The 25247-nt window shown below is 43.7% G+C and carries 20 protein-coding genes and 2 tRNA genes; 7 read left to right on the forward strand and 15 right to left on the reverse strand.

Annotated features, from left to right (window positions below; all coding sequences use genetic code 11):
- Positions 1-172: 172 nt before the first annotated feature.
- Entirely contained in the window at positions 173-376 is a 204-nt protein-coding gene (locus ACHZC4_RS05645) for a hypothetical protein (protein WP_394752851.1), read from the reverse strand.
- 139 nt (positions 377-515) lie between these two features.
- Complete coding sequence (locus ACHZC4_RS05650) at positions 516-665, reverse strand: hypothetical protein (protein ID WP_394752852.1); 150 nt, start codon at positions 663-665, stop codon at positions 516-518.
- 820 nt (positions 666-1485) lie between these two features.
- Here ACHZC4_RS05650 and uvrA point away from each other — a divergent pair.
- The 3 genes from uvrA (at position 1486) to ACHZC4_RS05665 (ending at position 6870) form a co-directional block, all read left to right on the forward strand.
- Entirely contained in the window at positions 1486-4302 is a 2817-nt protein-coding gene (gene uvrA, locus ACHZC4_RS05655; protein WP_394752853.1) for an excinuclease ABC subunit UvrA, read from the forward strand.
- Between the two features lie 238 nt (positions 4303-4540).
- A complete protein-coding gene (locus ACHZC4_RS05660; RefSeq protein ID WP_394752854.1) occupies positions 4541-6190 on the forward strand; it encodes a multicopper oxidase family protein in 1650 nt (549 codons plus the stop codon).
- A 137-nt stretch (positions 6191-6327) separates the two neighbouring features.
- On the forward strand, positions 6328-6870 hold the full coding sequence (locus ACHZC4_RS05665; protein WP_394752855.1) for a hypothetical protein: 543 nt from the start codon (positions 6328-6330) through the stop codon (positions 6868-6870).
- A 68-nt stretch (positions 6871-6938) separates the two neighbouring features.
- Here the strand turns inward: ACHZC4_RS05665 and ACHZC4_RS05670 are convergent, their stop codons facing one another.
- Complete coding sequence (locus ACHZC4_RS05670; protein ID WP_394752856.1) at positions 6939-7790, reverse strand: peptidylprolyl isomerase; 852 nt, start codon at positions 7788-7790, stop codon at positions 6939-6941.
- Between the two features lie 196 nt (positions 7791-7986).
- Between ACHZC4_RS05670 and ACHZC4_RS05675 the strand changes: the two genes are divergently transcribed.
- Together ACHZC4_RS05675 and ACHZC4_RS05680 are read left to right on the forward strand one after the other, a co-directional pair.
- Positions 7987-8062, forward strand: a tRNA-Phe gene (locus ACHZC4_RS05675).
- A gap of 27 nt (positions 8063-8089) precedes the next feature.
- Positions 8090-8165 (forward strand) — tRNA-Phe (locus tag ACHZC4_RS05680).
- Positions 8166-8337: 172 nt separating this feature from the next.
- Here ACHZC4_RS05680 and putA read toward each other — a convergent pair.
- Complete coding sequence (putA, locus tag ACHZC4_RS05685; protein ID WP_394752857.1) at positions 8338-11454, reverse strand: bifunctional proline dehydrogenase/L-glutamate gamma-semialdehyde dehydrogenase PutA; 3117 nt, start codon at positions 11452-11454, stop codon at positions 8338-8340.
- A gap of 30 nt (positions 11455-11484) precedes the next feature.
- Positions 11485-11868, reverse strand: a complete 384-nt coding sequence (locus tag ACHZC4_RS05690) for a 4a-hydroxytetrahydrobiopterin dehydratase (RefSeq protein ID WP_394752858.1) — start codon at positions 11866-11868, stop codon at positions 11485-11487.
- A gap of 484 nt (positions 11869-12352) precedes the next feature.
- On the opposite strand from ACHZC4_RS05690, the gene ACHZC4_RS05695 reads away from it, so the two are divergent.
- A complete protein-coding gene (locus ACHZC4_RS05695) occupies positions 12353-13108 on the forward strand; it encodes a DUF1566 domain-containing protein (protein ID WP_394752859.1) in 756 nt (251 codons plus the stop codon).
- Positions 13109-13357: 249 nt separating this feature from the next.
- Here the strand turns inward: ACHZC4_RS05695 and rimO are convergent, their stop codons facing one another.
- Positions 13358-14668, reverse strand: a complete 1311-nt coding sequence (gene rimO / locus ACHZC4_RS05700; RefSeq protein WP_394752860.1) for a 30S ribosomal protein S12 methylthiotransferase RimO — start codon at positions 14666-14668, stop codon at positions 13358-13360.
- 136 nt (positions 14669-14804) lie between these two features.
- Between rimO and ACHZC4_RS05705 the strand changes: the two genes are divergently transcribed.
- On the forward strand, positions 14805-15926 hold the full coding sequence (locus ACHZC4_RS05705) for a methyltransferase domain-containing protein (protein ID WP_394752861.1): 1122 nt from the start codon (positions 14805-14807) through the stop codon (positions 15924-15926).
- Positions 15927-15970: 44 nt separating this feature from the next.
- Here the strand turns inward: ACHZC4_RS05705 and ACHZC4_RS05710 are convergent, their stop codons facing one another.
- From ACHZC4_RS05710 to ACHZC4_RS05750, 9 genes are all read right to left on the reverse strand, one after another.
- A complete protein-coding gene (locus ACHZC4_RS05710) occupies positions 15971-17263 on the reverse strand; it encodes an adenylosuccinate synthase (protein ID WP_394752862.1) in 1293 nt (430 codons plus the stop codon).
- 94 nt (positions 17264-17357) lie between these two features.
- The gene (locus tag ACHZC4_RS05715) at positions 17358-18560 is read right to left on the reverse strand and encodes an ATP phosphoribosyltransferase regulatory subunit (RefSeq protein WP_394752863.1); all 1203 of its coding nucleotides are present in this window, start codon (positions 18558-18560) and stop codon (positions 17358-17360) included.
- Positions 18561-18639: 79 nt separating this feature from the next.
- Positions 18640-19506, reverse strand: coding sequence for a protease modulator HflC (hflC, locus tag ACHZC4_RS05720; protein WP_394752864.1), 867 nt, complete (start codon positions 19504-19506; stop codon positions 18640-18642).
- Entirely contained in the window at positions 19506-20759 is a 1254-nt protein-coding gene (gene hflK / locus ACHZC4_RS05725; RefSeq protein WP_394752865.1) for an FtsH protease activity modulator HflK, read from the reverse strand. The genes hflC and hflK overlap by 1 nt, the downstream gene beginning before the upstream one ends.
- Before the next feature lie 305 nt (positions 20760-21064).
- Positions 21065-22336 (reverse strand): ribosome rescue GTPase HflX, encoded by a 1272-nt coding sequence (hflX, locus tag ACHZC4_RS05730; RefSeq protein WP_394752866.1) that lies wholly within the window; start codon positions 22334-22336, stop codon positions 21065-21067.
- A 69-nt stretch (positions 22337-22405) separates the two neighbouring features.
- Entirely contained in the window at positions 22406-22645 is a 240-nt protein-coding gene (gene hfq, locus ACHZC4_RS05735; RefSeq protein WP_394752867.1) for an RNA chaperone Hfq, read from the reverse strand.
- 196 nt (positions 22646-22841) lie between these two features.
- Positions 22842-23618 carry an alpha/beta fold hydrolase gene (locus tag ACHZC4_RS05740; RefSeq protein WP_394752868.1) on the reverse strand — a complete coding sequence of 259 codons (777 nt, stop codon included), beginning with the start codon at positions 23616-23618 and terminating at the stop codon, positions 22842-22844.
- Positions 23615-24337, reverse strand: coding sequence for a DUF445 domain-containing protein (locus ACHZC4_RS05745; RefSeq protein WP_394752869.1), 723 nt, complete (start codon positions 24335-24337; stop codon positions 23615-23617). Before ACHZC4_RS05745 ends, ACHZC4_RS05740 begins: the two co-directional genes overlap by 4 nt.
- 268 nt (positions 24338-24605) lie before the next feature.
- Positions 24606-25094: a hypothetical protein gene (locus ACHZC4_RS05750; RefSeq protein ID WP_394752870.1), complete on the reverse strand. Its 489-nt coding sequence runs from the start codon at positions 25092-25094 to the stop codon at positions 24606-24608.
- Positions 25095-25247 lie beyond the last annotated feature (153 nt).

Consider the following 25247-nt stretch of genomic DNA (forward strand, 5'->3'; position numbering starts at 1 on the left):
TGAGCTTGTCGAACCATGATCGGCTTAACCGCCCACCCTTCGACAGGCTCAGGCCGAACGGTTAAGCCTTGCACCGTGTCCCGCCTTAAGTGGGTAGCCATTTACAAAGAGATACAATACGACATCGTTAGACAAAAATACACTATTCAGCCTATTGGCTGAATATACTCATTTAAGAGAGCAAACTTGGGCGTTTAGCCATCTCAATCAGATAACGTAATGCCTCATTCACCGCTTCACTGGTTGGAAACACTAACGCCACATCAGGCGCCAAACGAATCAGATCCCCAAAGCTTCTGTGTTTAGGGCTAATGGTTGCCTGCAAATTGGTTGAACCAGATGCAGATTTTTCATAATTTGTTTCGGCATTATTCATATACACTCCTTTTCACTTGTCTTGCTTGGTCTTGCTTCATTAAGAATACCGATATTCCAGCATGGATTTGGGCGGTTTGTGACATTTTTTGTCTAACCCACACATAATTTAACTGTAGATTAGACAGCTAGATCAGGGCTTAACTAGGCAAGCTAAATATAAAAAATACGCTTAAAATCCCCAGCATAGTGATGTTTTGCAGTACTTCGTTCCAGTTAATCACTTTAATTTCCGGCATTATGTTTTCTACACGGTTACGTACTTGGTCATGCATGTGGACACGTATCATATTAATATTCCTAATAACCTAATGGTTTTTAATTTATCTGTTAAATTTTTGATATTAAATATCGATAAAACACAATACTTACCTTAAGTTGCGTTCGTTTTTTACTTAGTAAAGTGATGCTTTATTTCCTTGTGTAACTTAGCCATTAACAAATTAGCCTATCACTAGGTTAGGCACAGCGACCAAAACACTTCCCTTCTGGTTTTGAAAACTGCGTATTTGCTTCACTGCGGTACTTAATAAATAGCAGATATCATGCCAAAATTTTTCGGCATTAAAAACCATAGAAATAATAGATAACCAATTGATTATTAATCATTAATAATCGACACCACAGTATCTAATCATCTGACTATAGTTTCGCGTGTAAAATATGTAGACGAATAAGTCAATACAGTATAAAAATCAATGACACTTACGGTAAAAAACAAGCTGTTCTACCTAAAAAATCCCGTTATACCTAGTTTGCTGAGAGTAAGCTGCTACCCTTTAAATCGCTTCGGCCTTGTAGTACAAGGCTTACATGCAATACTTAAAGTACTTTTAGAGTATCGTTTAACAAAAAACACAGCTTGTAAAATATACAGACACCGCTTAGCTTTTACAGCTTGGCTTATCAAAAACATTATTGATAGATAACAGAAAAAAAACCTAGCTCCTTATCCATTACGATTGATGGCTAATTTTAAACTGACTTTGTATTTACAAAATCAATATTAAACTTTCAATTTCTATTATTTGGCACTATATGCAGGCTAATTTGTCTTAATCGCACTTTAAACTTATATTATGCGGTTGGTTAAACAGTGGAAATTAATTAATGGATACAATCAGCATCCGTGGTGCAAGAACCCATAATCTGAAAAATATTGATATTGATCTGCCCAGAGATCAGCTCATCGTCATCACAGGACTTTCTGGGTCAGGCAAATCCTCGCTGGCATTCGATACTATTTATGCCGAAGGTCAACGACGCTATGTAGAATCACTTTCTGCTTACGCGAGACAATTTTTGTCCATCATGGAAAAGCCGGATGTTGATCATATCGAAGGTTTATCGCCGGCCATTTCTATCGAACAAAAGTCCACTTCCCATAACCCGCGCTCAACCGTGGGTACCATTACCGAAATTTATGATTATCTAAGGTTGTTATATGCCCGCGCCGGTACGCCGCGCTGTCCAGAACATCAGATATCATTAGAAGCACAAACTATCAGCCAGATGGTCGATCATCTGCTGGCACAACCTCAAGACCAGCGCTGGATGTTATTGGCTCCGGTGATTAATGCACGTAAAGGTGAGCACCTGCAATTACTGGATGATTTGCGTGGCCAAGGCTTTATTCGTGCGCGCATTGATGGTGAAATCTATGAGTTAGAAGAAACGCCTGTTCTGGATGCCAAAAAGAAACACACTATTGAAATCATTGTTGACCGCGTTAAAATTCGTGAAGATTTGGCGTTGCGCTTGTCGGAATCGTTTGAAACGGCGCTGCGGCTTGCTGATGGCATTGCTATTGCCGTGTGCATGGATGATGGCACTGAACTGTTGTTTTCAGAGCGTTATGCCTGTAAATATTGCGGCTACAGTATTACCGAGCTAGAGCCACGCATCTTTTCCTTTAATAATCCCAAAGGCGCATGCACCAGCTGTGATGGCTTAGGGGTAAAACAGTATTTTGATACTGACTTGATTATCCATAACCCCGACATCAGTCTTGCGGGCGGCGCTATACGCGGCTGGGATAGACGCAATGCCTACTATTATCAAATTGTCTGTTCGCTGGCACGGCATTACGGCTTTGATCCCGAAGAACCTTTTTCCAGCATGTCGAAAAAACATCAGGATATTGTGTTACACGGCAGCGGCAAAGAAGCCATTGAATTCACCTTCTTTAATGGTACCGACAGCCCAAAAAAGAAACGCCACAGCTTTGAAGGCATTATTGCCAATATGGAACGCCGTTACCACGAAACTGATTCGCAAATGGTTCGTGAAGAACTGGCCAAATACTTGTCGCACCAAGTTTGCAACGTGTGTCACGGCGCTAGACTGAATGTATCAGCTCGAAATGTTTTTGTTGAAGACCGGCCCATTAACCAGATTACCCGTTTGCCGATCCGCAGCGCCTTGAGTTTTTTTAAACAGCTGAGTTTACCCGGCATACGTGGGGAAATATCGGCGAAAATTGTCAAAGAAATTCAGGAGCGGCTAGAATTTTTGGTTAATGTTGGCCTGGATTATTTAACGCTGGATCGCAGCGCCGAAACCTTGTCGGGTGGCGAGGCGCAGCGTATTCGTCTGGCTAGCCAAATTGGTGCGGGGTTGGTTGGCGTGATGTATGTACTCGATGAACCGTCCATAGGTTTGCATCAACGCGATAACCAACGCTTGCTCAATACACTGTTCCGTTTGCGAGATTTGGGCAACACCGTTATTGTTGTCGAACATGATGAAGATGCTATTCGCGCCGCCCAGCATATTGTTGATATCGGCCCAGGCGCGGGCGTACATGGCGGACAGATTGTTGCTCAAGGCACGCTGGCTGATATTTTAGCGAATGAAAACTCTTTAACTGGCCAATATTTGTCGGGCAAAATCAGCATAGCGGTACCGAGCGCGTTAACACCTGTTAACAAAGATAAGCAAATCAAAGTGCGTAACGCACACGGCAATAATCTTAAACAGGTTACGGTTAATTTTCCGGTGGGTTTGTTGACTTGTGTTACCGGCGTATCGGGTTCAGGCAAATCAACACTGGTTAACGATACCTTGTACGCCCACGCCGCGCGGTTAATTAATCGCGCCGGTATTATTCCTGCACCGTGTAATGGCATTGATGGTTTGCAGCATTTCGATAAGGTTGTTGATATTGACCAAAGCCCGATAGGGCGAACACCACGTTCCAACCCCGCTACTTATACCGGCTTATTTACACCCATACGCGAACTGTTCTCTGCCACACCCGAAGCACGTTCTCGCGGTTACACGCCAGGACGTTTTAGTTTTAACGTGAAAGGCGGGCGCTGCGAAGCCTGTGCCGGCGACGGCGTTATTAAAGTTGAAATGCACTTTTTGCCCGACCTGTATGTCAATTGCGATTCGTGCAATGGCAAGCGCTATAACCGTGAAACCTTGGAAATCCGTTACAAAGGTAAATCTATTGATCACGTTTTAGCCATGACCGTTGAAGACGCGCATCAGTTTTTTAGTGCCGTACCGACGTTAGCACGAAAATTACAAACCTTGGTCGAAGTGGGCTTAAGCTATATCACCTTGGGACAAAATGCCACCACACTATCGGGTGGTGAAGCGCAACGGGTAAAGCTAGCCAAAGAATTATCTAAGCGCGACACCGGCAAAACCTTGTATATTCTGGATGAGCCCACAACCGGTTTACATTTTCACGACATTCAGCAATTATTGGCGGTTTTGCACACACTGCGCGATCACGGCAATACGGTGATTGTCATTGAGCATAATTTAGATGTTATCAAAACGGCTGACTGGGTAATTGATATGGGCCCCGAAGGCGGTGATGGTGGTGGCGAATTGGTTGCTGAAGGCACACCTAAAGACGTTTCCGAAAATCCGGCATCTCATACTGGGTTTTATTTAAAACGTTTTTTTGAGTAAGTAATATTGCTCATATAGCATTTTCCGGCAGCATAACTTCATTATATTCAATCAGTTCCTTTTCAAAAAAAGGGACTGATCCTAGAAATAATGTTATGACCGTCACATTTACAAGCACATTTTTTCATTAAAAGATGTGAACTAGTTCATATTATTTTTAAATTTCTGCCCGTATGATGGTTGGCCACAGTTAGTAACTGTTAGAGAACAAAGTCATCAAACACAAAGGGCAGATATTATGAAACTCAGTCTTTGGCAACTTGCGCTACCGATACCACACAAAGCGACTCCGATACGATTGGCTAATCATCATGAGATCTATGAGATTGATATGCAGCAGCAGCGCCACACCTTTCATCCTGACGCGCAGAATGTGCCCGTCTGGTGTTATGCCGATAAAAATCCGCACGGTAAAAATATCCCGCAAACCTATTTAGGGCCGACGATTGAAGCCACACAAGATACACCGGTCGGTATTCGCTGGATAAATCGCCTACCTGCCGACAAAACCATGCCCTTTAGCATGCAAGTGCCCGTAAAAGCCAATACCAAAAGCCACAACGGCCATGGTAATCCAGCACCCGGCCATGCGGTTGCCCATCTATACGGCGCACATTGTCCACCTGCCAGCGATGGCGATCCAGAAAATTATTTACACCCTTATAATCCGGCAGATCACGATCATGGTGATTCCATGAAGGATTGCTTGTACCCTAATCGTCAATACGGCGCAACATTGTGGTACCACGATCACGCCATAGGCATAACGCGTCTTAATGTGTATGCGGGGCTGGCTGGCATGTACCTGCTTCGCGACATCGGAGAAAATACCCTGGGCTTACCTAGCGGGGATTTTGAAATCCCGTTGATTATCCAAGACAGAATGTTTGTATCCGAAGGCGATAGCGTCAAAATGCACTATGAAGTCAGTGCTGAACAGCCTGAGTATTTTGGCGACCATGCCGTTATTAATGGTGCGGTATGGCCTTATTTTAATGTCGAACAACGTCGTTACCGCTTTCGTATTGTAAATGGCTCTAACTCACGGTTTTACCGGCTGAGATTTAAAAATCTATCCCAAGATAACAGCAACTTTCCAGTAGCCTATCAAATTGGCACGGATGGTAGTTTTTTACCAGCTCCCGTGCCGATATTAACAACAATGCCCTTGATTTTGGCACCTGGAGAACGCGCGGATGTCATTATCGATTTCTCTGGCTGCACCATTACCAAAGATTGTTTAGCTGGATTTTTATTAGACAATGATGCCCCGACACCCTACAGCACTTCTAAATGTTTGTCCTCTGCTGATGCCATGCGCAATATTATCAAATTTGTCATACATCCTATCAATGGCAAGGATACCAGCACCGAAATAGATGAACTCAAGCTACCCTGCAATTTCAATGTCAATATTAACGGCGTAAAAGTACCGTTAAATAAAATATCAGTGGTGCGGACAGCTTTGTCACAGGCGGGATTACCCCGCATTAAAACCCGAAAAATGACCTTGGAAGAAACCACGACAGTGGATGACAATGGCAACTCAGTACCCGGCCAGGTGCTGTTAAATGGCCTTGAGTTTCGTGAACCCGCTACGGAAACCGCCCATTTAAACGATATTGAAATCTGGGAAATTAACAATATTACCGAGGACGTACATCCCATTCATCTGCATTTGGTGCAATTTCTTATTTTGGATCGTGCCGGGATTGTCGCTAATGTTGATGCTAACGAAGCGGGCTGGAAAGACACGGTACGCTGCAATCCTAAAGAAATTACCCGTATTATCATGCGATTTACCGGTTATAAAGGTAAATTTGTCTGGCATTGCCACATGTTAGAACACGAAGATCATGAGATGATGCGCCCACTTATTGTGAGTTAGCCGGTAACCCAAGACCCTTATCAGGCAGGCATTAATTTATATTTCCGAGGGTTTTCATGCGCATTGTTAACGTATAAAAACGCTGGCAACATGTTATTATAAGTCACTTTTTTTCATGTCCAGTATTTAGGAAAATTATGCACGAACTTATTGAAGGTGAGCTATATCAAGCGTTGGAATATGCTAAAACTATCGATCAGCATCAGGGTCAACGTATTATTATCCAATTTGAAATAGACCAGCCGCTGCTATCGCAAACCATTTTCAATGCTTTTCCTTCCATGATTGCCGAACACAGTGAGGAGTTATCGCATTTTTTTATGGATTTATGTTTTGAAATCCTATGCGTTTACCAAAAAGCCTTTGGCAGTACACCCCGTTTTAAGGATGATCCAACCTGGATGGAGCGGCAGGCACTTTCATTTGACGAGATATTACAGCCGATGGCTGGTAAAAAAAGAATTGATGCCAAACAAAGCAATAAAATGAAACAGCGTTTTTATCAGCCCAACGAAGGCGAGATCATCCAAAACGGCTTAGTTCAATTTTTAAACGATTCTATTGATGACGATGCCGAAGGCAATAATTATTCAAAACCGGCTATTGAATTAAGCAAGGCCATGTTGTTTGTTACTGTGCGTTTATTTAACAGCTTATATACCGATTCCATTAGACATTAACAGCCTGCCACCGTGTGAACATTCGGCTTATACAGTTAAATGTTCACACGGCTGCACATTAAATCAAGTTACTGAGTTGCTGCACCCACTTTACGAAACAGTGCCGAACAATTGTGGTTGCCTTTTTTGGTATCGATGACAAGCTCAGTCGAAAATCCCTGACAATCTCCTCGCCAACCATGAAAATGATAGCCTTTTGATGCGGCTGCCGTTAACTTTACTGCTGCGCCAACCGGTTGTGAAAAACTACATTTTTGAAAACAACTAATACCGGCAGGTATGCTGGTGACATACCCACCACCGCCACTTTTAGTAATGCGCGTAACAGCCAGTTTATCGTTAACAGCACTGGACACATAAACGTTATCCAAAGATACTACTTCCAATAATGGGCTGTAGGCAACGTCGCTAATATTAGCCGACCTACCAATAGCATTAACAACCTCTATGCCTTTTATCACTTTGCCAAAAACCGCGTAACCTGCTATGTTATTTTTATTGGCGTTATAATCCAAGTTTTTGTTATTGCCTAGATTAATAAAAAACTGCGACGTGGCAGAATTGGGTTCTGAAGTACGCGCCATTGCAATCGTGCCTCTTACATTACTTAAACCGTTATTAGCTTCGTTTTTAATAGCTTTCCCTGTTGGTTTTTGTTTGCCCGTCGTTTTATCAAAACCACCGCCCTGCATAACAAAACCTTTAATCACCCTGTGGATTAGTGTATTTTTGTAAAATCCATTTTGCGCATAAGCAATAAAGTTTTTTGAAGTAATAGGAGCCCTGGCATAATCCAATTGGACAGTAATTGTGCCCTGGGAAGTTTGTAACTCTACAATACTAGCTGGGGTTGCGCCCATAGCACTGTAATTAAATAGCCCAAGTGCTGGAGCTAAAAGTAAAAAACGCAGTTTACGCATGGGAAGTTCCTGTTATTAATTATTGAGTAAATAGTGTTGGGGTTTACGCATTAAAGTGTAACGTAAACCTTGAATGGTAAATCGGTACTGGCCTAATCGCAACTACAGAACAATTTAACCGCGATTACCTGACTTCGGCCAATGTTTTTTTGATTAAAGTTTCATTACCCAGTATACTAGCTAGCTTTGTACATGCGCCCAGGTAGCTCAGTCGGTAGAGCAGAGGATTGAAAATCCTCGTGTCGACGGTTCGATTCCGCCCCTGGGCACCACGTATAAAATTTAAACTCCAAAAAAATGCCCAGGTAGCTCAGTCGGTAGAGCAGAGGATTGAAAATCCTCGTGTCGACGGTTCGATTCCGCCCCTGGGCACCATTTTTCCGCCATTTACATGGCTTTATATTAAGCCTCCTTGCTCTTCCTTCCTCTTGTCGGCCAAGCCAACGCTTTGTATGACGACAATTATATTGTAGCTCCTAATCTGAAGCGGTTCGGGTAGACAAAAACCAGATTTATTATATGGCTAATCAATCAATCACAGCATAGCTTAGCGCAAATCCCTGACTAATAAACTGGTATTGCCGCCAATGGCTGTAGTGTTCGTGGTAACGGTTTGTTCAATGGCAAAACGGCGCAAATAATCAGGCCCACCCGCTTTAAAGCCCGTACCAGAAAGCCCCATACCTCCAAAAGGCTGCACGCCTACCACAGCGCCGACCATATTCCGGTTAATATAAATATTGCCGACTTTTACGCCTTGCCGGATAGTTTTTACAGTGGCATCAAGTCGGCTGTGTATGCCAAGGGTTAATCCGTAGCCGGTTGCATTGACGGCATCAATCACCTGATCCAGCTCAGAACCTGTATAACGAATCACATGCAATATCGGGCCAAATACTTCTTGTGTAAGTTGCGATAGCGAATTGATTTCTATCAGACACGGTGGGAAAAAACTGCCTTGGCGCACGTTATTATCGAAAGGCAACTGATGGAGCAAGTGCGCTTGCTGTTGCATTTTTTCCAGATGGTCAGTTAATGCAATCAGCGCAGCATGATCAATAACAGGCCCGATATCAGTTTGATAAACACCGGAATCGCCTATAGATAATTCCTGCATCGCGCCTATCAGCATGGCGATGGTTTTATCAGCAATCTCCTGCTGTACAAAAAGTACCCGCAATGCCGAACAGCGCTGACCCGCACTGTTAAATGCCGAAACAAGCACATCCTGAACCAGTTGCTCCACTAAAGCCGAACTGTCTGCAATCATAACGTTTTGGCCGCCAGTTTCGGCAATTAAAGGCACGATAGCCTGATGATGTTGCGCTAACTGCCGGTTAATAAACTGAGCGGTTTGCGTAGAACCGGTGAAAACCACCCCTGCAAGCCTTGAGTCCGGCACTAAATATTGCCCGACTTGACTGCCGCTAGCCGGTAAAAACTGTAAGACCGATTCCGGTATGCCCGCCTGATGTAATAGCTCCACACAGCGCATGGCAGTTAACACGGTCTGGCTGGCAGGTTTTGCGATAACGCTATTGCCAGCGACAAGCGCCGCCACTATCTGGCCGATAAAAATAGCAATCGGAAAGTTCCAGGGGCTAATACAAACAAAAACACCTCGGCCATAATGGTACAGCAGATTTTCCTCGCCGGTAGGGCCAGCTAAGCTTACTGGCACACTGAATAAATCCAGTGCAGATTGGGCATAATAACGGCAATAATCTACCGCCTCCCTAACTTCTGCCAGCGCATCTTTTACAGTACGCCCGCCTTCGCGACTACATAAAGACACCAATTCCAATCGATGCTGTTCAAGTAGATCGGCGGCCTTCAGTAAGTAATCTGCACGCGTTTTTACAGCACAAAGCCGCCATTCAGTAAAGGCGTGTACAGCCCCGTCTAATGCCTGTTCAATAGCATTTTGATCCGCATAAATCACACTGCCGACAGCTAATCGATTATCGGACGGATTATTGATTAACTGTTGCTCACCGCCATAATGACGGCCATTGATTATTGGCGCTGCTTGCCAATGTTTATCCGCTAAAGCGTTCAGGTCTTGCTGCAATTGTTGTACTAATTCAGAGTCAGCCAGATTTAAGCCCTGAGAATTACGCCGTTGCTCACCATACAATAAGTTTGGCAATACAATTTTGGGATTCTTAATGGATTCTTTTACCCGTTCTACAGGATCATCAGTTAAATCCTCAACGCTAATATCATCTTGGTCAATCTGATTGATAAAAGATGTATTGGCACCATTTTCCAATAAACGCCTGACCAGATAAGGCAGCAGCTCATGATAATACCCGACGGGCGCATAAATTCGGCAAGGGATTTGCCAGCGCTGGTTTTCCATGATTTCCGTGTACAACGGCTCACCCATACCATGCAATCTTTGGAATTCATACCCTGGATGCTGTTGGCCGCTGCGATAAATAGCAGTTAACGTATGTGCGTTATGAGTAGCAAACTGCGGATAAAAAACATCAGGCCGAGACAGCATAAATTGTGCGCACGCCAAATACAATAAATCGGTCGCAGATTTATGGGTAAACACCGGATAATTATCCAATCCATTTTCCTGCGCACGCTTAATTTCGCTGTCCCAATAGGCGCCTTTTACTAAGCGCACAGGAATTATTTTAGTGTGGTTTTCCGCCACACTGGCAAGCCAGCGCAGGGTCGGCAAAGCTCTTTTTTGATAAGCCTGCACTGCCAAGCCTAATCCTGGCCACGCGTTTAAATCCGGATGTGTAAAAACGGCCGCAAAAATATCCAAAGACATCTCCAAGCGTTCGGATTCTTCTGCATCAACGGTAATGGAAATATTGGCAGCGCGGGCTTGTATTGCTAAAGTGAGCAGCTTGGCAGTTAACTCTTTCACCGCCCTGATATGCTGCAAGGGCTCATAGCGGGGACACAGTGCCGATAATTTAACCGATATGCCAGAGTTGACGTAAAGTTCGGCAGAGGGAGCGTGTTTTGCCAATGTTGCTATCGCTGAAAGATAGGACTGATAGTAGCGCTCCGCATCCACTGCTGTTAATGCGGCCTCGCCCAGCATATCAAAAGAATAACGATAAGCTGTTTCTTGTTCGCAGCGCTTTACTGCATGTTGTATTGAATCTGCAAAAACAAATTGTTCAGCTAAATAATGCATAACCTGCTTTAAGGCAGAGCGTATTATTGGCGCACCCATGCGCGATAGTAAGGCCTCAAACACCGGAAACCAGTGTTTTTCTGACAATAAGATATGATCTTCAAATTTACTGGTAAATAACAGGGCTTGACTGGATAAATTCACTAAAAAAGAATCGCTGTGCTGCACGTGCTTTTGCCAGTCAGCATGGGTGAGCTTTTCCTTTAAAAACAGGTCTTGTGTGTAGCTATCAGGAATACGCAGCAAAGCTTCGGCAATGCCCATTAAAACAATGCCCTCCTGTGAACTGAGCTGATATTCACGCAGGAAAGCCTCAACTGGCGACTGTTGATTTTTTTTGCCTCTGACGGCATTAACCAATGCTTGGGCACAATCGCCAACTCTTGCTGGCTCATAGTTATCAAAACAAGTTAATAACTCATGCACAATCTGGCTTTCATCCGCTAAATAAGCCTGATTAATGGCTGTTCTTAATAAGGTCATTTTTTCAGTGGCCATGTTACCAGCGGATTTTGCGCCCCATTTCAGCTAATCATACTTTATGTATTTAAAACGCGGATCATCCGGTGTACCTTCCAATGCGCCGCCTTCTTTACCGGGCTGCCACATGACGACTTCTTCAATTTTATGCGCCAGTTCAAAATCTTTGTTGGTGATGCCTTTAGCGGCATGGTTCATTAATTTAACGGTGACAAAGGCATAAGAAACGGTCAAATCAGGATGATGAAACGCCGATTCTGCCAAATGTCCTACCGTATTGACTACCATCAGTGTCGCTTTCCAGCCACTGGTTTTATATTTACGCCGAATCCAGCCGTTTTCAAGATACCAGCGCGGTAATTCTTCTTGTAATCTTGCTTCGACCTCTGCATCGGTATAGGTTTGTTCGTGTTCAATTTCTCTCCAGCTCATAATCATTCACCTTTATATTAATCGTTAAAATTCAGACTTTATTTGTATTCATTAGTTGCTAAAATAGTATTGTGGCATCTGCACATTGTATTTAAAAATAAAGTTTATACCGTGTTTAGCATTCTTTTGATTATCCGGGAACTTTGTGGTTCTTGATATAACTTATCTTAATTGCGTAAAAAACCAGCAACCTCTTAATTTGAAATCGTTGGCTTTAAAACGCAAAAACTTATTCTCCTTAAGCAACCTTTTAACTCTTAACGTCTTAACCGGCTGTTAAAAAATTAAGGTTGCCTCAGCTATTAAGGCAATCTAGAATTAAGTTTCATTTTTAAAAGTTCTTATTTTTCAACTTACCGTAAAGGAGTACGAAAGAGTTCCAGCTTAACAATTAGCACTTAATCCTCTTTATTTTCTTATTGCAGGAAAAATCACTATGTTTAAATCAATAAAAATAAAGTTAAAAATTCCAGTACTCATGGCTATGAGTTGTTTACTAGTCTTGAGTAACAGCATAGCCGGAGCAACAACCCTAACTGAAAATATCTGTAAAAAAGCCAAGCTCACTTTGGCGCAGAGTAGGTCGACTTGTCTTCTGAAAGCACAAATGACCAGCCCCACTCTGACAATTGGCCCGGCAGCAAAGACAAAATGTGAAAACACTTTTGACCAACGCATCAATAAGCTCGACCAACTCATCAGCTCCACGGGTACCGCCTGCCGATTTATTAACAAAGGCAATGGTACTGTTCTCGATCTCAACACATTGCTTATCTGGGAGACTAAGAACGAACCTGACGGCATACCTTCTTCAACCGATCTTAAAGATATTGATAATACTTTCAGTTGGCCGGAAGCCACCACCAGCTATCTCACAACGCTTAATCAAACACAGGGCGGCTTCTGCTCGGAAACCACGCCGTTAACCTGTAATAAACCAGGATTCGCAGAGAAACAGGATTGGCGTCTTCCTACCATAAACGAGCTGGCAATTCTGTACCGCTGTGATTTAACCCTAGGCGGCCAATGTCAGGGCTTAGACGCAGATGAGGCAAATTCTCGGTTAAGAATTGCGCCTCTCGGCCATTTGTGGTCGGGAACATCAGATTCGAGCAGGACTGGGGAGTCATATCGTGCCTGGGGAGTATTTTTTAATGATGCAGGCATAGGGGCAATTATTAATACTGAGGTAATAAGTACGCCGCAATCTGTGCTTGCAGTACGTGGCGGACGGAATTAATAACAAACAGCTGAGTAAAGGCTTAGTTTTGGCGATTGTAGGTTGGCTAGCGCAAGAGCTGGGCTGTTAGATTACTGAACTTTATCTAACAGCCTGTTTTGTAATTGCTTTAGCCAATAATCGGTAACAGATTTTGCTGGTGTTTGGTCATAACCTTGTATTGCGGGACTTATGGATCATGCTTTGCATCTTATTCATACTGCAAAATGGCTTTAAAATTTAATCAACACCAATAAAAGCACAAAATAACTACACCAAAAATCCCCACATATCATGCTCATCGGCTTCTTCAAGCTGCACATCAACAAACTCACCTACCTTAAGATGGGTTGCGCCATCAATAAACACCTGGCCATCGATTTCAGGGGCATCGGCCATACTTCTGGCGACCGCACCTTCTTCAACGACTTCATCAATCAACACCGTTTCAATTTTGCCTATTCTTTGCTGTAAGCGCTGCGCACTTATTTCCGACTGATGCGCCATAAAACGTGCCAATCGTTCTTGCTTAACTTCTTCAGGGATACTATCGGGTAGATCGTTAGCCACCGCGCCTTTCACCGGCGAATAAGCAAAACACCCTACCCTGTCCAGTTGCGCTTCCGTCATAAAATCCAATAACGCTTTAAATTCCTGCTCGGTTTCGCCAGGGAATCCGACAATAAAAGTGCTGCGCAAGGTAATATCAGGACAAATACTGCGCCAGGCTTTAATGCGCTCCAGGTTATTCTGGCTCGCCGCCGGCCGCTTCATCAGTTTTAGAATACGTGGACTGGCGTGCTGGAATGGAATATCCAGATACGGCAGAATTTTGCCCTCGGCCATCAACGGAATCACCTCATCCACATGCGGATAAGGATACACATAGTGCATACGCACCCACACATCCAAATCGCCCAAAGCGTTAGCTAAATCATAAAAGCGGGTTTTAACAGCACGGCCATACCAATCACGTTCTTGATATTTTAAATCCAGGCCATAAGCACTGGTATCTTGCGATACAATCAATAATTCTTTAACACCCGCATTGGCCAAGCGCTCGGCTTCCAGTAACACATCGTCAATCGGCCTACTGACCAAATCGCCACGCATGGAGGGAATAATACAGAACGTACAACGGTGATTACAGCCTTCGGAAATTTTTAAATACGCATAATGGCTAGGGGTAAGTTTTATACCCTGCGGCGGCACTAAGCTGAGAAAAGGATTATGTGGCGGCGGCAAATGTTCATGTACGGAAGCGACCACTTCATCAATAGCATGGGCACCGGTCACTTTTAACACCTGCGGGTGACGTGCGCGAATTTCAGCTTCACGTGCGCCTAAACATCCGGTCACAATCACTCTGCCGTTTTCTGCCAGTGCCTCGCCAATGCTATCCAAAGACTCTTCTACTGCCGCATCAATAAAACCACAGGTATTAACCACAACCAAATCGGCGTCTTTATAAGTAGACGAAATGGTATAGCCTTCTGAGCGCAATCTGGTTAAAATTCTTTCGCTGTCTACCAGCGCCTTGGGGCAACCCAAGCTAATAAATCCTATATTTGGAGCAGTCATTTAAATCTCGATAAGTGTTAAACTAAGAGCAGGAAATCTCATTGGCCTTTATCTGTCGACGAGTAATATCGCCCTACGGTTGAGGTTGGGCGTGGATTGAAACATTTTACAAGATAATCATCCCAAGGTGTCGACTATGGCTGTAGAAACCGGTGTTTTAAAACGTTATTCAGAAGGCGCAGAAACTATACAGGCAGATTTATGTTGCCCCGTAGATTATGACTGCTCGCTACTGGCCATGTTGCCGCAAGAAATTATCGAAAAAGATTATGGCTGCGGCGATCCATCTCGCTACGTTAAAGCCGGTGATATTGTGCTGGATTTAGGCTCCGGCTCTGGCAAAATCTGTTACATGGCAGCACAATTGGTAGGCGCACACGGCAAAGTTATCGGCGTGGATATGAATGACGATATGCTGAATCTGGCACGTAAATACCAAAGCGAAATGGCCGATAAACTGGGTTCCAATCGCCTAGAGTTTGTTAAAGGCCAAATTCAAGATTTAGCGCTAGATTTGGCAGCAATGGATCAGCACCTTACTCAACACCCCGTGCATAAAGCCGAAGACATTCTTGCTCTGCGTGACTGGCAAGACCAGCAACGTAAACAAGCGCCGCTGATTAAAAATAATTCAGTTGATCTGGTGGTGTCCAACTGCGTGCTTAATCTGGTGCATGACAGCGATAAAGCACAACTCGTACAGGAAATATTTCGCGTGGTCAAACCGGGTGGCCGTGTGGCTATTTCGGATATTGTCAGTGACGAACCGGTACCTAAACACCTGAAACAAAATCAACATCTTTGGAGCGGCTGCATTTCCGGTGCTTTACAAGAACTTGAAATGCTGGAAATGTTTGTTAAAGCTGGCTTTATAGCCGTTTGTTACGATAAATGGGAAAATCAGCCTTGGCAGGTTGTGGAAGGTCTGGAATTCCGTTCTGTGACCATTACCGCTGTTAAGCCGCAAGATGAAGCCTGTATAGACAAAGGTCATGCGGTTATTTATCGAGGTCCGTATTCAGAAGTATATGATGATGACGGCCACGCCTACTTTCGCGGTGAACGCATGGCCGTTTGCGAACGTACTTATAAGTTACTGACTGGCGGTACTTACAGCGATAATTTTATCGGCATTGCCCCTGCGGTAGATGTTCCGGGTACACCATGGGATTGTCCTAGCGGTAGCTTACGCAGTGTAGCAGAAAGCAAAAGTGGTCTACACGAAAACAAGTGCAGCCCTAGTGGCGGCTGCTGTTAATACGTTTTTGTAGAGACGCAAAATCTTGCGTCTCTACAGTTTAATTAAGCAAACGGGTTTTCCAGTACTATGGTTTCATCCCTATCTGGCCCTGTAGACACAATGGTAATCTTCACGCCAACCAATGCTTCAAGACGTTTAATATAGGCCTTGGCGTTTTCCGGCAAGTCATTAAACTGTGTTACGCAGGCAGTTTTCTCTGTCCAGCCGGGCATTTCTTCAATAACAGCCTGGCATTGTTCATAATGGTCCGCACCCAACGGTGCAGTTTCAGTCAGCACCCCGTTTATATTATACGCGGTACAAATACCAATCTTTTTCAGACCGTCCAGCACATCCAATTTGGTCAGACAAATGCCGCTTAAACTGTTTAATTTGGCAGATTTGCGCATGGCAACCGCATCAAACCAGCCGGTACGACGTTTACGTCCGGTAGTCGCCCCAAACTCATGGCCAACCGTACCTAAATGTTCACCATTAGCATCGTGTAATTCGGAAGGAAATGGGCCGTTACCTACCCGTGTTGAATACGCTTTGGTAATGCCTAACACATAATCCAAATCCAGAGGGCCTATGCCGCTACCGGTAGCCGCACCACCCGCTGTGGTACTGGATGAGGTAACATACGGAAAAGTACCGTGATCGATGTCCAGCAACGCACCCTGCGCGCCTTCAAATAACAAGTTGTCGCCGTTACTTTGATGACGGTACAGCACCTCGCTGACATCAGTGAGCATAGGTTTAATCTGCTCGCCTAATTGCAGGGTATCCTGCAAAGTCTTGTCATAATCAACAGGATCGGTATGGTAATAATTTACTAGCATAAAGTTATGGTAATCAAGCAACTCTTTAAGCTTTTCGGCAAAACTTTCAGCATTTAGTAAGTCGCCCGCACGCAATCCTCTGCGTCCGGCCTTGTCTTCATAAGCAGGTCCTATACCACGTCCTGTAGTACCAATGGCTTTACTGCCACGCGCTTTTTCACGTGCCTGATCGATAGCGACGTGCACCGGTAAAATCAAGGTACAGGCTTCACTGATTAATAGCCTATCTCTAACGGAAATGCCGGCTTGTTCCAGAATAGCAATTTCTTCCATTAAAGCCGCTGGCGATAACACCACGCCATTACCTATCATACAGGTGACATTAGCACGCAATATGCCGGAAGGAATAAGATGCAAAACGGTTTTTTTGCCTTGTATAACTAATGTATGTCCGGCATTATGGCCGCCTTGAAAACGCACCACGGCCGCCGCTTGCTCAGTTAATAAATCAACAAGCTTACCTTTACCTTCGTCACCCCATTGGGTACCGATAACAACAACATTTTTTCCCATAATGATTCCTAATTTACGACTGTCTGGATGCAGGCGATAGTGCAATGCTTGAAGCAGTTGCCGATGACTGTGTGGATATAAGAGGCGCAACAACTCATGGTGTTGAGAAATCTAATGCTTTGATGACCCACTGTTGATTCTCTTGCTCTAAAATCGCGGTACAACCCAATTGTTCAGGGCTTCCCAGTTGACCTGGCAACTGTTGCACAACCGCTTTTTGTTGGGCTCGCAAATCTCTGATCTTTTCTTTTAGCGCAACATCAGTACTATAAGGGGCAAAAATCAGTTCGCGCCTGGCAACTTCATACGATTGCTTGCTCAGCGCTGACAATACTTTTAAATCTGCACTAAACCCGGTTGCAGGCCGAGATCGACCAAAAATAGCGCCAATATTGTCATAGCGGCCACCACGGGCAATCTCTTTGCCCACTGACGGCACAAATGCAGAAAAAACGATACCGGTATGGTAGTGATAACCACGAAGCTCGGATAAATCGAAACTGATGGGTAAATTCGGCAAACTCTGTGCCACAGTATCTGCAACACTTTCTAAATCTGTTAAGGCTTGTTTTACTGTAGCATTGGCTTTTTTCAGTAATAGCCGCGCTTTACTGAGCGTCTCCTTGCCCCCATTTAATTCCAGCAATGCCATCAGCATCAATTTGGCATCATCATCAATAGCGTAACTGGCCATAAGCTCTTGTAATTCAGGCTTGGCCTTACGTTGCAAGACATCAAACAAATCACTTTCTTGCGTCTCCGTCAAACCCGCCTGTTTTGACAGCGCACGGTATATGCCTACATGTCCCAGATCAAGATGAACATTTTGCAGCCCCGTTACCGCCAACATTTCCAGCATTAGTCCAATAACTTCCTCATCACTTTCCTTACCGGCATGCCCGTAAAGTTCAGCGCCGATTTGCATAGGACTGCGGGTTTTTTCCAGCGGATCGCCACGGGTGTGCAATATAGTACCCACGTAACACAATCGTGTGGGCCATTCATGCTTGAGATTATGCACATCAATTTTGGCAACCTGAGGCGTCATATCGGCTCTCACCCCCAGCATTTCACCGCTTAATTGATCGGTTAACTTGAAGGTTTGCAGCGCCAAATCGTGCCCAGAGCCGGTTAATAAGGAATCTAAAAAGTCGATGAGCGGGGGATCAACCAAGTCATAACCCCAGCAGGAAAATAAGGCCAGTAACTTAGCCCTTAAACCTTCCAGATGTCTGGCTTCATCCGGCAAAACCTCTTCGATGCCTTCTGGCAAAAGCCAAGAATCTTTTCGTTGCATATTTTGTGTGTCCACTCAAACAAAACGCCCCGCAAGCGGAGCGTTTTCATGTTTCGATAAAAGAATGGAACAGTTTACTTTAATTTTGCTGATTTTTAAAATACTTAAAGAAATCAGAATTAGAATCCAGCACCATGGTACCCGAATTAGCGAAGGTTTTCTTATACGCATTCAAACTGCGGTAAAAGCTAAAAAACTCAGGATTAGCACCGTACGCCTGCGCATAAATTTCCGCGGATTTGGCATCGCCTTCACCGCGTAATTTTTCTGCATTTTTAAACGCATTGGCTAATGTTACCACGCGTTGTCTGTCTGCATTAGCGCGGATTCTTTCCGCAGCTTCCGCACCTTGCGAACGAAACTCACGGGCAACACGTTCACGTTCAGCTTCCATTCTGCGATACACGGAAGTACTGACTTCATCCGGTAAATCGATACGCATGACTTGCACGTCGACTATATCAACGCCCAAATCGGCAGCGACCATTTTGGAGTTTTTGATCAACAGCTCACGAATAATTTGTCGATCCGTAGACACCAGCTGCTTAATGCTGCGCTTACTAAATTCACCACGGAACGCATCTTTAATGATTTGATCCAGGCGTAAATTAGCCTGATCAACATCGCCAGCCACTACCGTATAGAATGTTTTAACATCGCCAATACGCCATTTGACAAAAGAATCCACGATCACGTTTTTCTTTTCAGCCGTCAGAAAGCGTTCTGGTTTTGACACCATGGTTTGTATGCGCGAATCAAACGTTTTGACCTGGTTAATCACCGGCCATTTAAAATGCAGACCCCGCTCGTAATCGCTTTTTACAATTTCACCCAAACGAAATTTAATGGCTTTTTCAGTTTCAGTGACTGTGAATACACACGTCATAGCAATAATTAACAAGGCTATTACACTTCCTGCAATTATTTTATTGTTATTTTGAGTCATTAACGTCCCCTCGTATCGTTTTCTCTACCTCGTGACGAAACCGCTCTTTCCGCAGCAGCAGCTTCTTCTACGGCCGCTTGTGAATGCGATGTACGCAAGCTACTGTTTGAATCAGAACTGACTATTGGACTAGCTGCGCCCGCTCCCGCTTGTGGTTGCTGCTGTTGCTGCATCATTTTATCCAAGGGTAAATACATAATATTGTTACCGGACTTTACATCGATCATCACATTATTAGTACTAGACAATACCGTTTCCATAGACTCCAGATACAGACGTTTCCGGGTGACTTCCGGCGCTTTGGTATATTCTCCTAACAACTGGGAAAAGCGACTGGTTTCACCTTCTGCCTGAGCAATGACCTGCTGTTTATAACCTTCGGCTTCTTGCTCTTTTCTCGCCGCCGCACCACGCGCTTCAGGCACAACCGCATTGGAATACGCTTCCGCCTCATTAATCAGACGCTGCTGATCTTCACGCGCTTTAATCGCATCGGCAAAAGAATTTTGTACCTGTTCAGGGGGCTGCGCGTCCTGCAAGTTAACACTGGTAACCTGAAGACCGGATTTGTAGCTGTCCATGACATTTTGAATTTCTTTTTTAATACGAGTCACAATTTCGCTACGACCTTCTGTCAGCACAAAGTCCATCGTGCTGCTGCCAATGACGCTACGCTCAGCACTTTTGGTGACTTGTATCAAGGTCGCTTCAGGATTGGCCACGCTGAACAAGAAATCCTTCGCATCCTTAATCTGGTACTGCACACCCAAACGCACATCGACAATGTTTTCATCTTTGGTCAGCATTAAGGCATCGTTAGCCACACTTTGCTCAACGCCACGACTGCTAAAACCGACTTCTATAACACGGTTCTTTTTAACGTTAACAATATCAACCCGCTCAAAAGGTGCGGGAATATGCCAGTTTAAACCGGACTGTGTGGTTGCGATATAGCGGCCAAAGCGTGTTTCAACGCCGTGGTTACCTTCATCAACAATATAAAAGCCCGTTAAGGCCCAAAGGCCCACAGCAACACCGGCAATATAACCTATATTTTTCATTATGCTGGCGGACGAAAAATGGTTTGGCGATCCGCCGCCATCACCGCTACCCCCTCCGCCGCCTCCACCAAAAATTTTGCCTAATTTCTCCTGCAACGTGCGTATTGCTTCATCAAGATCAGGAGGACCTTTCTGGTCACCTCGGCCACTCCAAGGGTCTTTCTTATCACCACCAGGCTCATTCCAGGACATATTTATGCTCCATATTGGGTTACTCGATTATTATTTTTTGTCATCCCGAAGGACAGTTTTTCTCATTTCGCACGGAGATTAAACTCCCTTTGATAACGTATACGATTTTGTATTCTATCGTAAATACACCTGTTCTCAGCATTTGGCCGAGAAATCAACTATTACTCAGTCATTTTTATTTTGTCGAGTGCTATAAAATACTCCGTTCGTCCTGAGCTTGTCGAAGGACTTGTGCTCATGGTTCGACAAGCTCACCACGAACGGTTTTTAAAACATCTGATCGGCAACTCAGTATTGACTAAGTACTAGTATACTTCTTCAGTTTTCACTGCCTTTAACAAGCCTAAATGCTTGGCATCCATTTCAATAACCAGTTCATTTACACCAAAGTCATTAATATGCTCAGCAATTATTCTTGCGCAAGCAAATAATTTGGCTCTAATATCGCCCTGATTCGCTTGCAAATAACAGCGTCTTTTAATCTTGGTAGCCGAAAATACTTCTGTTAGCACCTGTAACAGCAGCTCAGTACCTGCCCCTGTTTCCGCCGATAACCACACACGCAAAGGATTACCTTCTTCATCACGGTCGATATGCGGTACAACACCTTCCATTAAATCAATCTTATTAAACACTTCAATTTGCCGGATGTTGTGCGCATCAATTTCTTCCAGAACGTTATTCACTTGCAGCATAATTTCATCACGATCTTCTGCGTGCGCATCAATCACATGCAACAATAAATCTGCGCCACTGGCTTCTTGTAAGGTTGATTTAAAAGCAGCCACCAGCTCATGCGGCAAATGACGAATAAATCCCACGGTATCCGCTAAAACAATCTCGTTACCCGTGGATAGCTCACAGCTGCGCAGCGTTGGATCTAACGTTGCAAACAACTGGTCGGCAACATAAATATCAGCACCGGTCAGACGATTAAACAAGGTTGATTTACCGGCATTGGTATAACCAACTAAGGATAAGGTAGGTATTTCTGCTTTTTTACGCTTGCTGCGGCCTTGAGAACGCTGCTTATCGACCTTATCTAAACGCTGTTGAATTTGTTTAATACGTACCGCCAATAATCGCCGGTCAGTTTCTAACTGGGTTTCACCTGGCCCACGCAAACCAATACCACCTTTTTGGCGCTCCAAATGTGTCCAGCCACGCACTAAGCGTGTCGATAAATGCTTGAGCTGCGCTAATTCAACTTGCAACTTGCCTTCAAAAGATTGTGCCCGTTGTGCAAAAATATCCAAAATCAAGCCATTTCTATCAACAACGCGCACCCCCAAAAAGGTTTCCAGATTTCTTTCTTGGCTAGGCGAAAGTGCGTGGTTAAACAACACGACATTAGCTTCATAGCTATCAACAATAGTTTTAAGCTCTTCAAGCTTGCCTTTACCGATAAAATGCTTGGAATCCGGCCTCTGCCTTGAGCCTGTTAAAACATAAACAGTTTCTGTGCCTGCCGATTTGGCCAACTCTTTCAATTCAGATAACTCTTCCTGATTAGAACGAAAGGTAATATGAACTAAAACAGCCCGCTCTCCCGCTTCTTTGCGTTCATTTTCAAGCATAATTCACGCGTTTTAACCACTGGAAAATCAAATCCATATTTTTTTGTGTGACTCGGTTATTTAACAAGATTATTCTTCGCTGGTCTCGCCATCACGCGTCAATCTAACAGCTTTGCTGGGTACTATGGTAGATATGGCGTGTTTGTAAACCATTTGACTGACGGTATTTTTCAGCATGATGACATACTGATCAAATGAATCGATTTTTCCTTGTAACTTAATGCCATTCACAAGAAAAATTGACACAGGCGTATGATCTTTTCTGAGGGCATTTAGAAAATTGTCCTGTAAATTTTGGCCTTTTGACATCCGCTTTCCCCTTATTTTTTTTGGATAAATATTTAAAATCAATAAACTAACTGTTCTCTCAAAAAATACCTTTAAACACGACAGCTCCAAGGCAGAAAACAACATTTTGTAACTTACAAGCTCCGATAATATTAGCAACATAAAGTTCAATCTTACCTGTAGCCAGCCCTACAATCTACCAGCGACCCAGATTATTTTATTTTTGCTGTAAAAAATTTATGACAGCAGCCATAAAAACCGCAGGCTGTTGTACATGCACCCAATGGGCCGCATGTTCAATAACTATTAAATTTTCTTTTGGAAATAAATACTTAAGGTCTTTTTCATTGACAAAATTACTGTCCGCGCCAGCAATAAACAACGTTGACCCCATAAACGGCACTATCTGCGTTGTATCCGGAAAGGCAGCAATATTCGGCGCTGTTTGCGCGAAAATAGCCAGATCAATACGCCAGCTATAGTGCCCGTCTTTTAAAACCAGATTTTGTAGCAAAAACTGGCGATAACTCAGCTCAGCAATGCTGTCTGCAAGTAGTATTTCCGCTTGTTTGCGATGGCTTATTGTCGCCAACGGTAACGCGCGTAATGCGTTAATAATGTTATTAAAACTGTGCTGATAATTTATAGGGGCAATGTCGACCACGATTAACTGGCTAACACGCTCAGGATGATTTAGCGCAAACCACATAGCAATCTTACCGCCCATGCTATGCCCTAAGATAGCCGCTGCGACTATTTGCCGCGCCTGCATAAACTGCAAGACATCCTCAGCCATTACGTCATAATCCATGACTGGGTTATGCGGTGAGTCTCCGTGATTACGCATATCCAGCACATAAACATGGGCATGCTGAGCCAATTGCTGTGCAACGCTACGCCAATTACGCGATGATGCAAAAAAGCCATGCAAAATTAACAGCGGCGGCGCGTCTTTAGCACCAAATTCCTCGTAGGCTAAATCGACGGCTATCATGCAAACACAAACAATGCGCCCATTAAGCCGCCGAAAATGCCGCCCCACACCACTAACCAACCCAAATGCTGATGAATAATCGCTTCCACCATTTCTTTAACCATTTGCGGCGTTAATTCATCAAGGCGCTTATCAATTACTGATTCAATTTTATCGATAATATCAACACCAATTTTTTGGGCATTTAAGCCTTGTTTTAACGCGTTAACAAAATATTCGGATTCCGTCATTTCCGTTAAAGTGATGCGCATTTTTTCAATAAATGGCTCTTTTAACGGTATTAAGGCTTCTTCTCCACCCATCATCATTAACATGCCACCAAACGATGAATCCATAATTGACGATACCAAACTGTCGTAAATACGATCGTAATTGACAGCTTTTAAAAACGGCTCCAAGTTAATGAGCTTGCCACCTTTTTCTTCTTCCGATTCAATAAACTGCTCTATGTTATGCACGGTAAAAAACTGATTCATCATCAATTGTTTAATTGAACTTTTAAATTCTTCAAAACGCTCAGGAATCACGCCGGAACCGTACAAAAATGGCACTTTTTCAAACAGCATGTAAATGGCCAGCCAATTGGTGATGGCACCGGACAAAGCAAAATAGCCAATCGATTTAATTAATTCCGGATGTACCGGGCTGATGTAGCCAATAGCTATGATAATGACCGACAGAAAATTGGTAATAAAGCTTTTATTCAACAGTTTTTTCATTTTTTATAATTAATTAGGGATAACCGATTGCAGATTTTACTCAATAAAACCTTTATTTTCCTTTTTAATTATTTGGAGGGTTCAAGTCAAAAAAGGGGGGAAATGATTTTTAAATCGTTGGAGTAGGTTATATATGGACTAAAGATTTTTTTTCAATACGGCGGAAGCAGAAACCGGATTATCGGCTAAACCTCGCCAATTAAACAAAATTAGTACTCATACAGTCCCTCTTTGAAAAAGAGGAGTTAGCAAAATCAAACTCATGGGATTAGCGTGCGATTTCTAAACCCTTGTGTATATAAATTTTTTCGCTGCTTGACGTTTGATAATAACGGCATTGGCCGTTATAAAGCCATTTATCGGTAAATTTACTGCTCGTTTTTACAATGCTATGGCTATATAAGTATTGATCTTTAGCTTTTTTGATTTCAATGGTAGTTGATTGTGTTGTAGCCTGTGCTTCGCCATCAACTATTGAACTGCTTTCCTGTTCACTCACCTTTTTGAAATCAATCCCTGACCCAATGCCATCGACACCTTCATATTCCAGGAAAAACTCTCGGCAAGGTGGCTCAGAATATTGCGTATTTGCACGGCATTTGCTTTCTTGGTAGTTGCCGTCTACCAGCGAGTTATAATCTGTAATGGCGCAAATCCAAAACTTATGGAGTGGATTGTTTAAACTGTTGTCTTCTGCAATCAACAAAGTGGGCAATGATAAAATCATTGCCATTAAAAATGTCATTCGTGTTTTCATTTTTAGCTTCCTCATTGAATGCAAAAGACCCTCTTTTACTATAAAAACGGCTACACACATAAGACGGGACACTCAATAAGGCACACCGTTCGGCCTGAGCTTGTCGAAGGGTGTGCGGTGTGCCGCTCATGGTTCGACAAGCTCACCACGAAC

Source organism: Crenothrix sp., from assembly GCF_043729335.1.
Taxonomy (GTDB): domain Bacteria; phylum Pseudomonadota; class Gammaproteobacteria; order Methylococcales; family Methylomonadaceae; genus Crenothrix.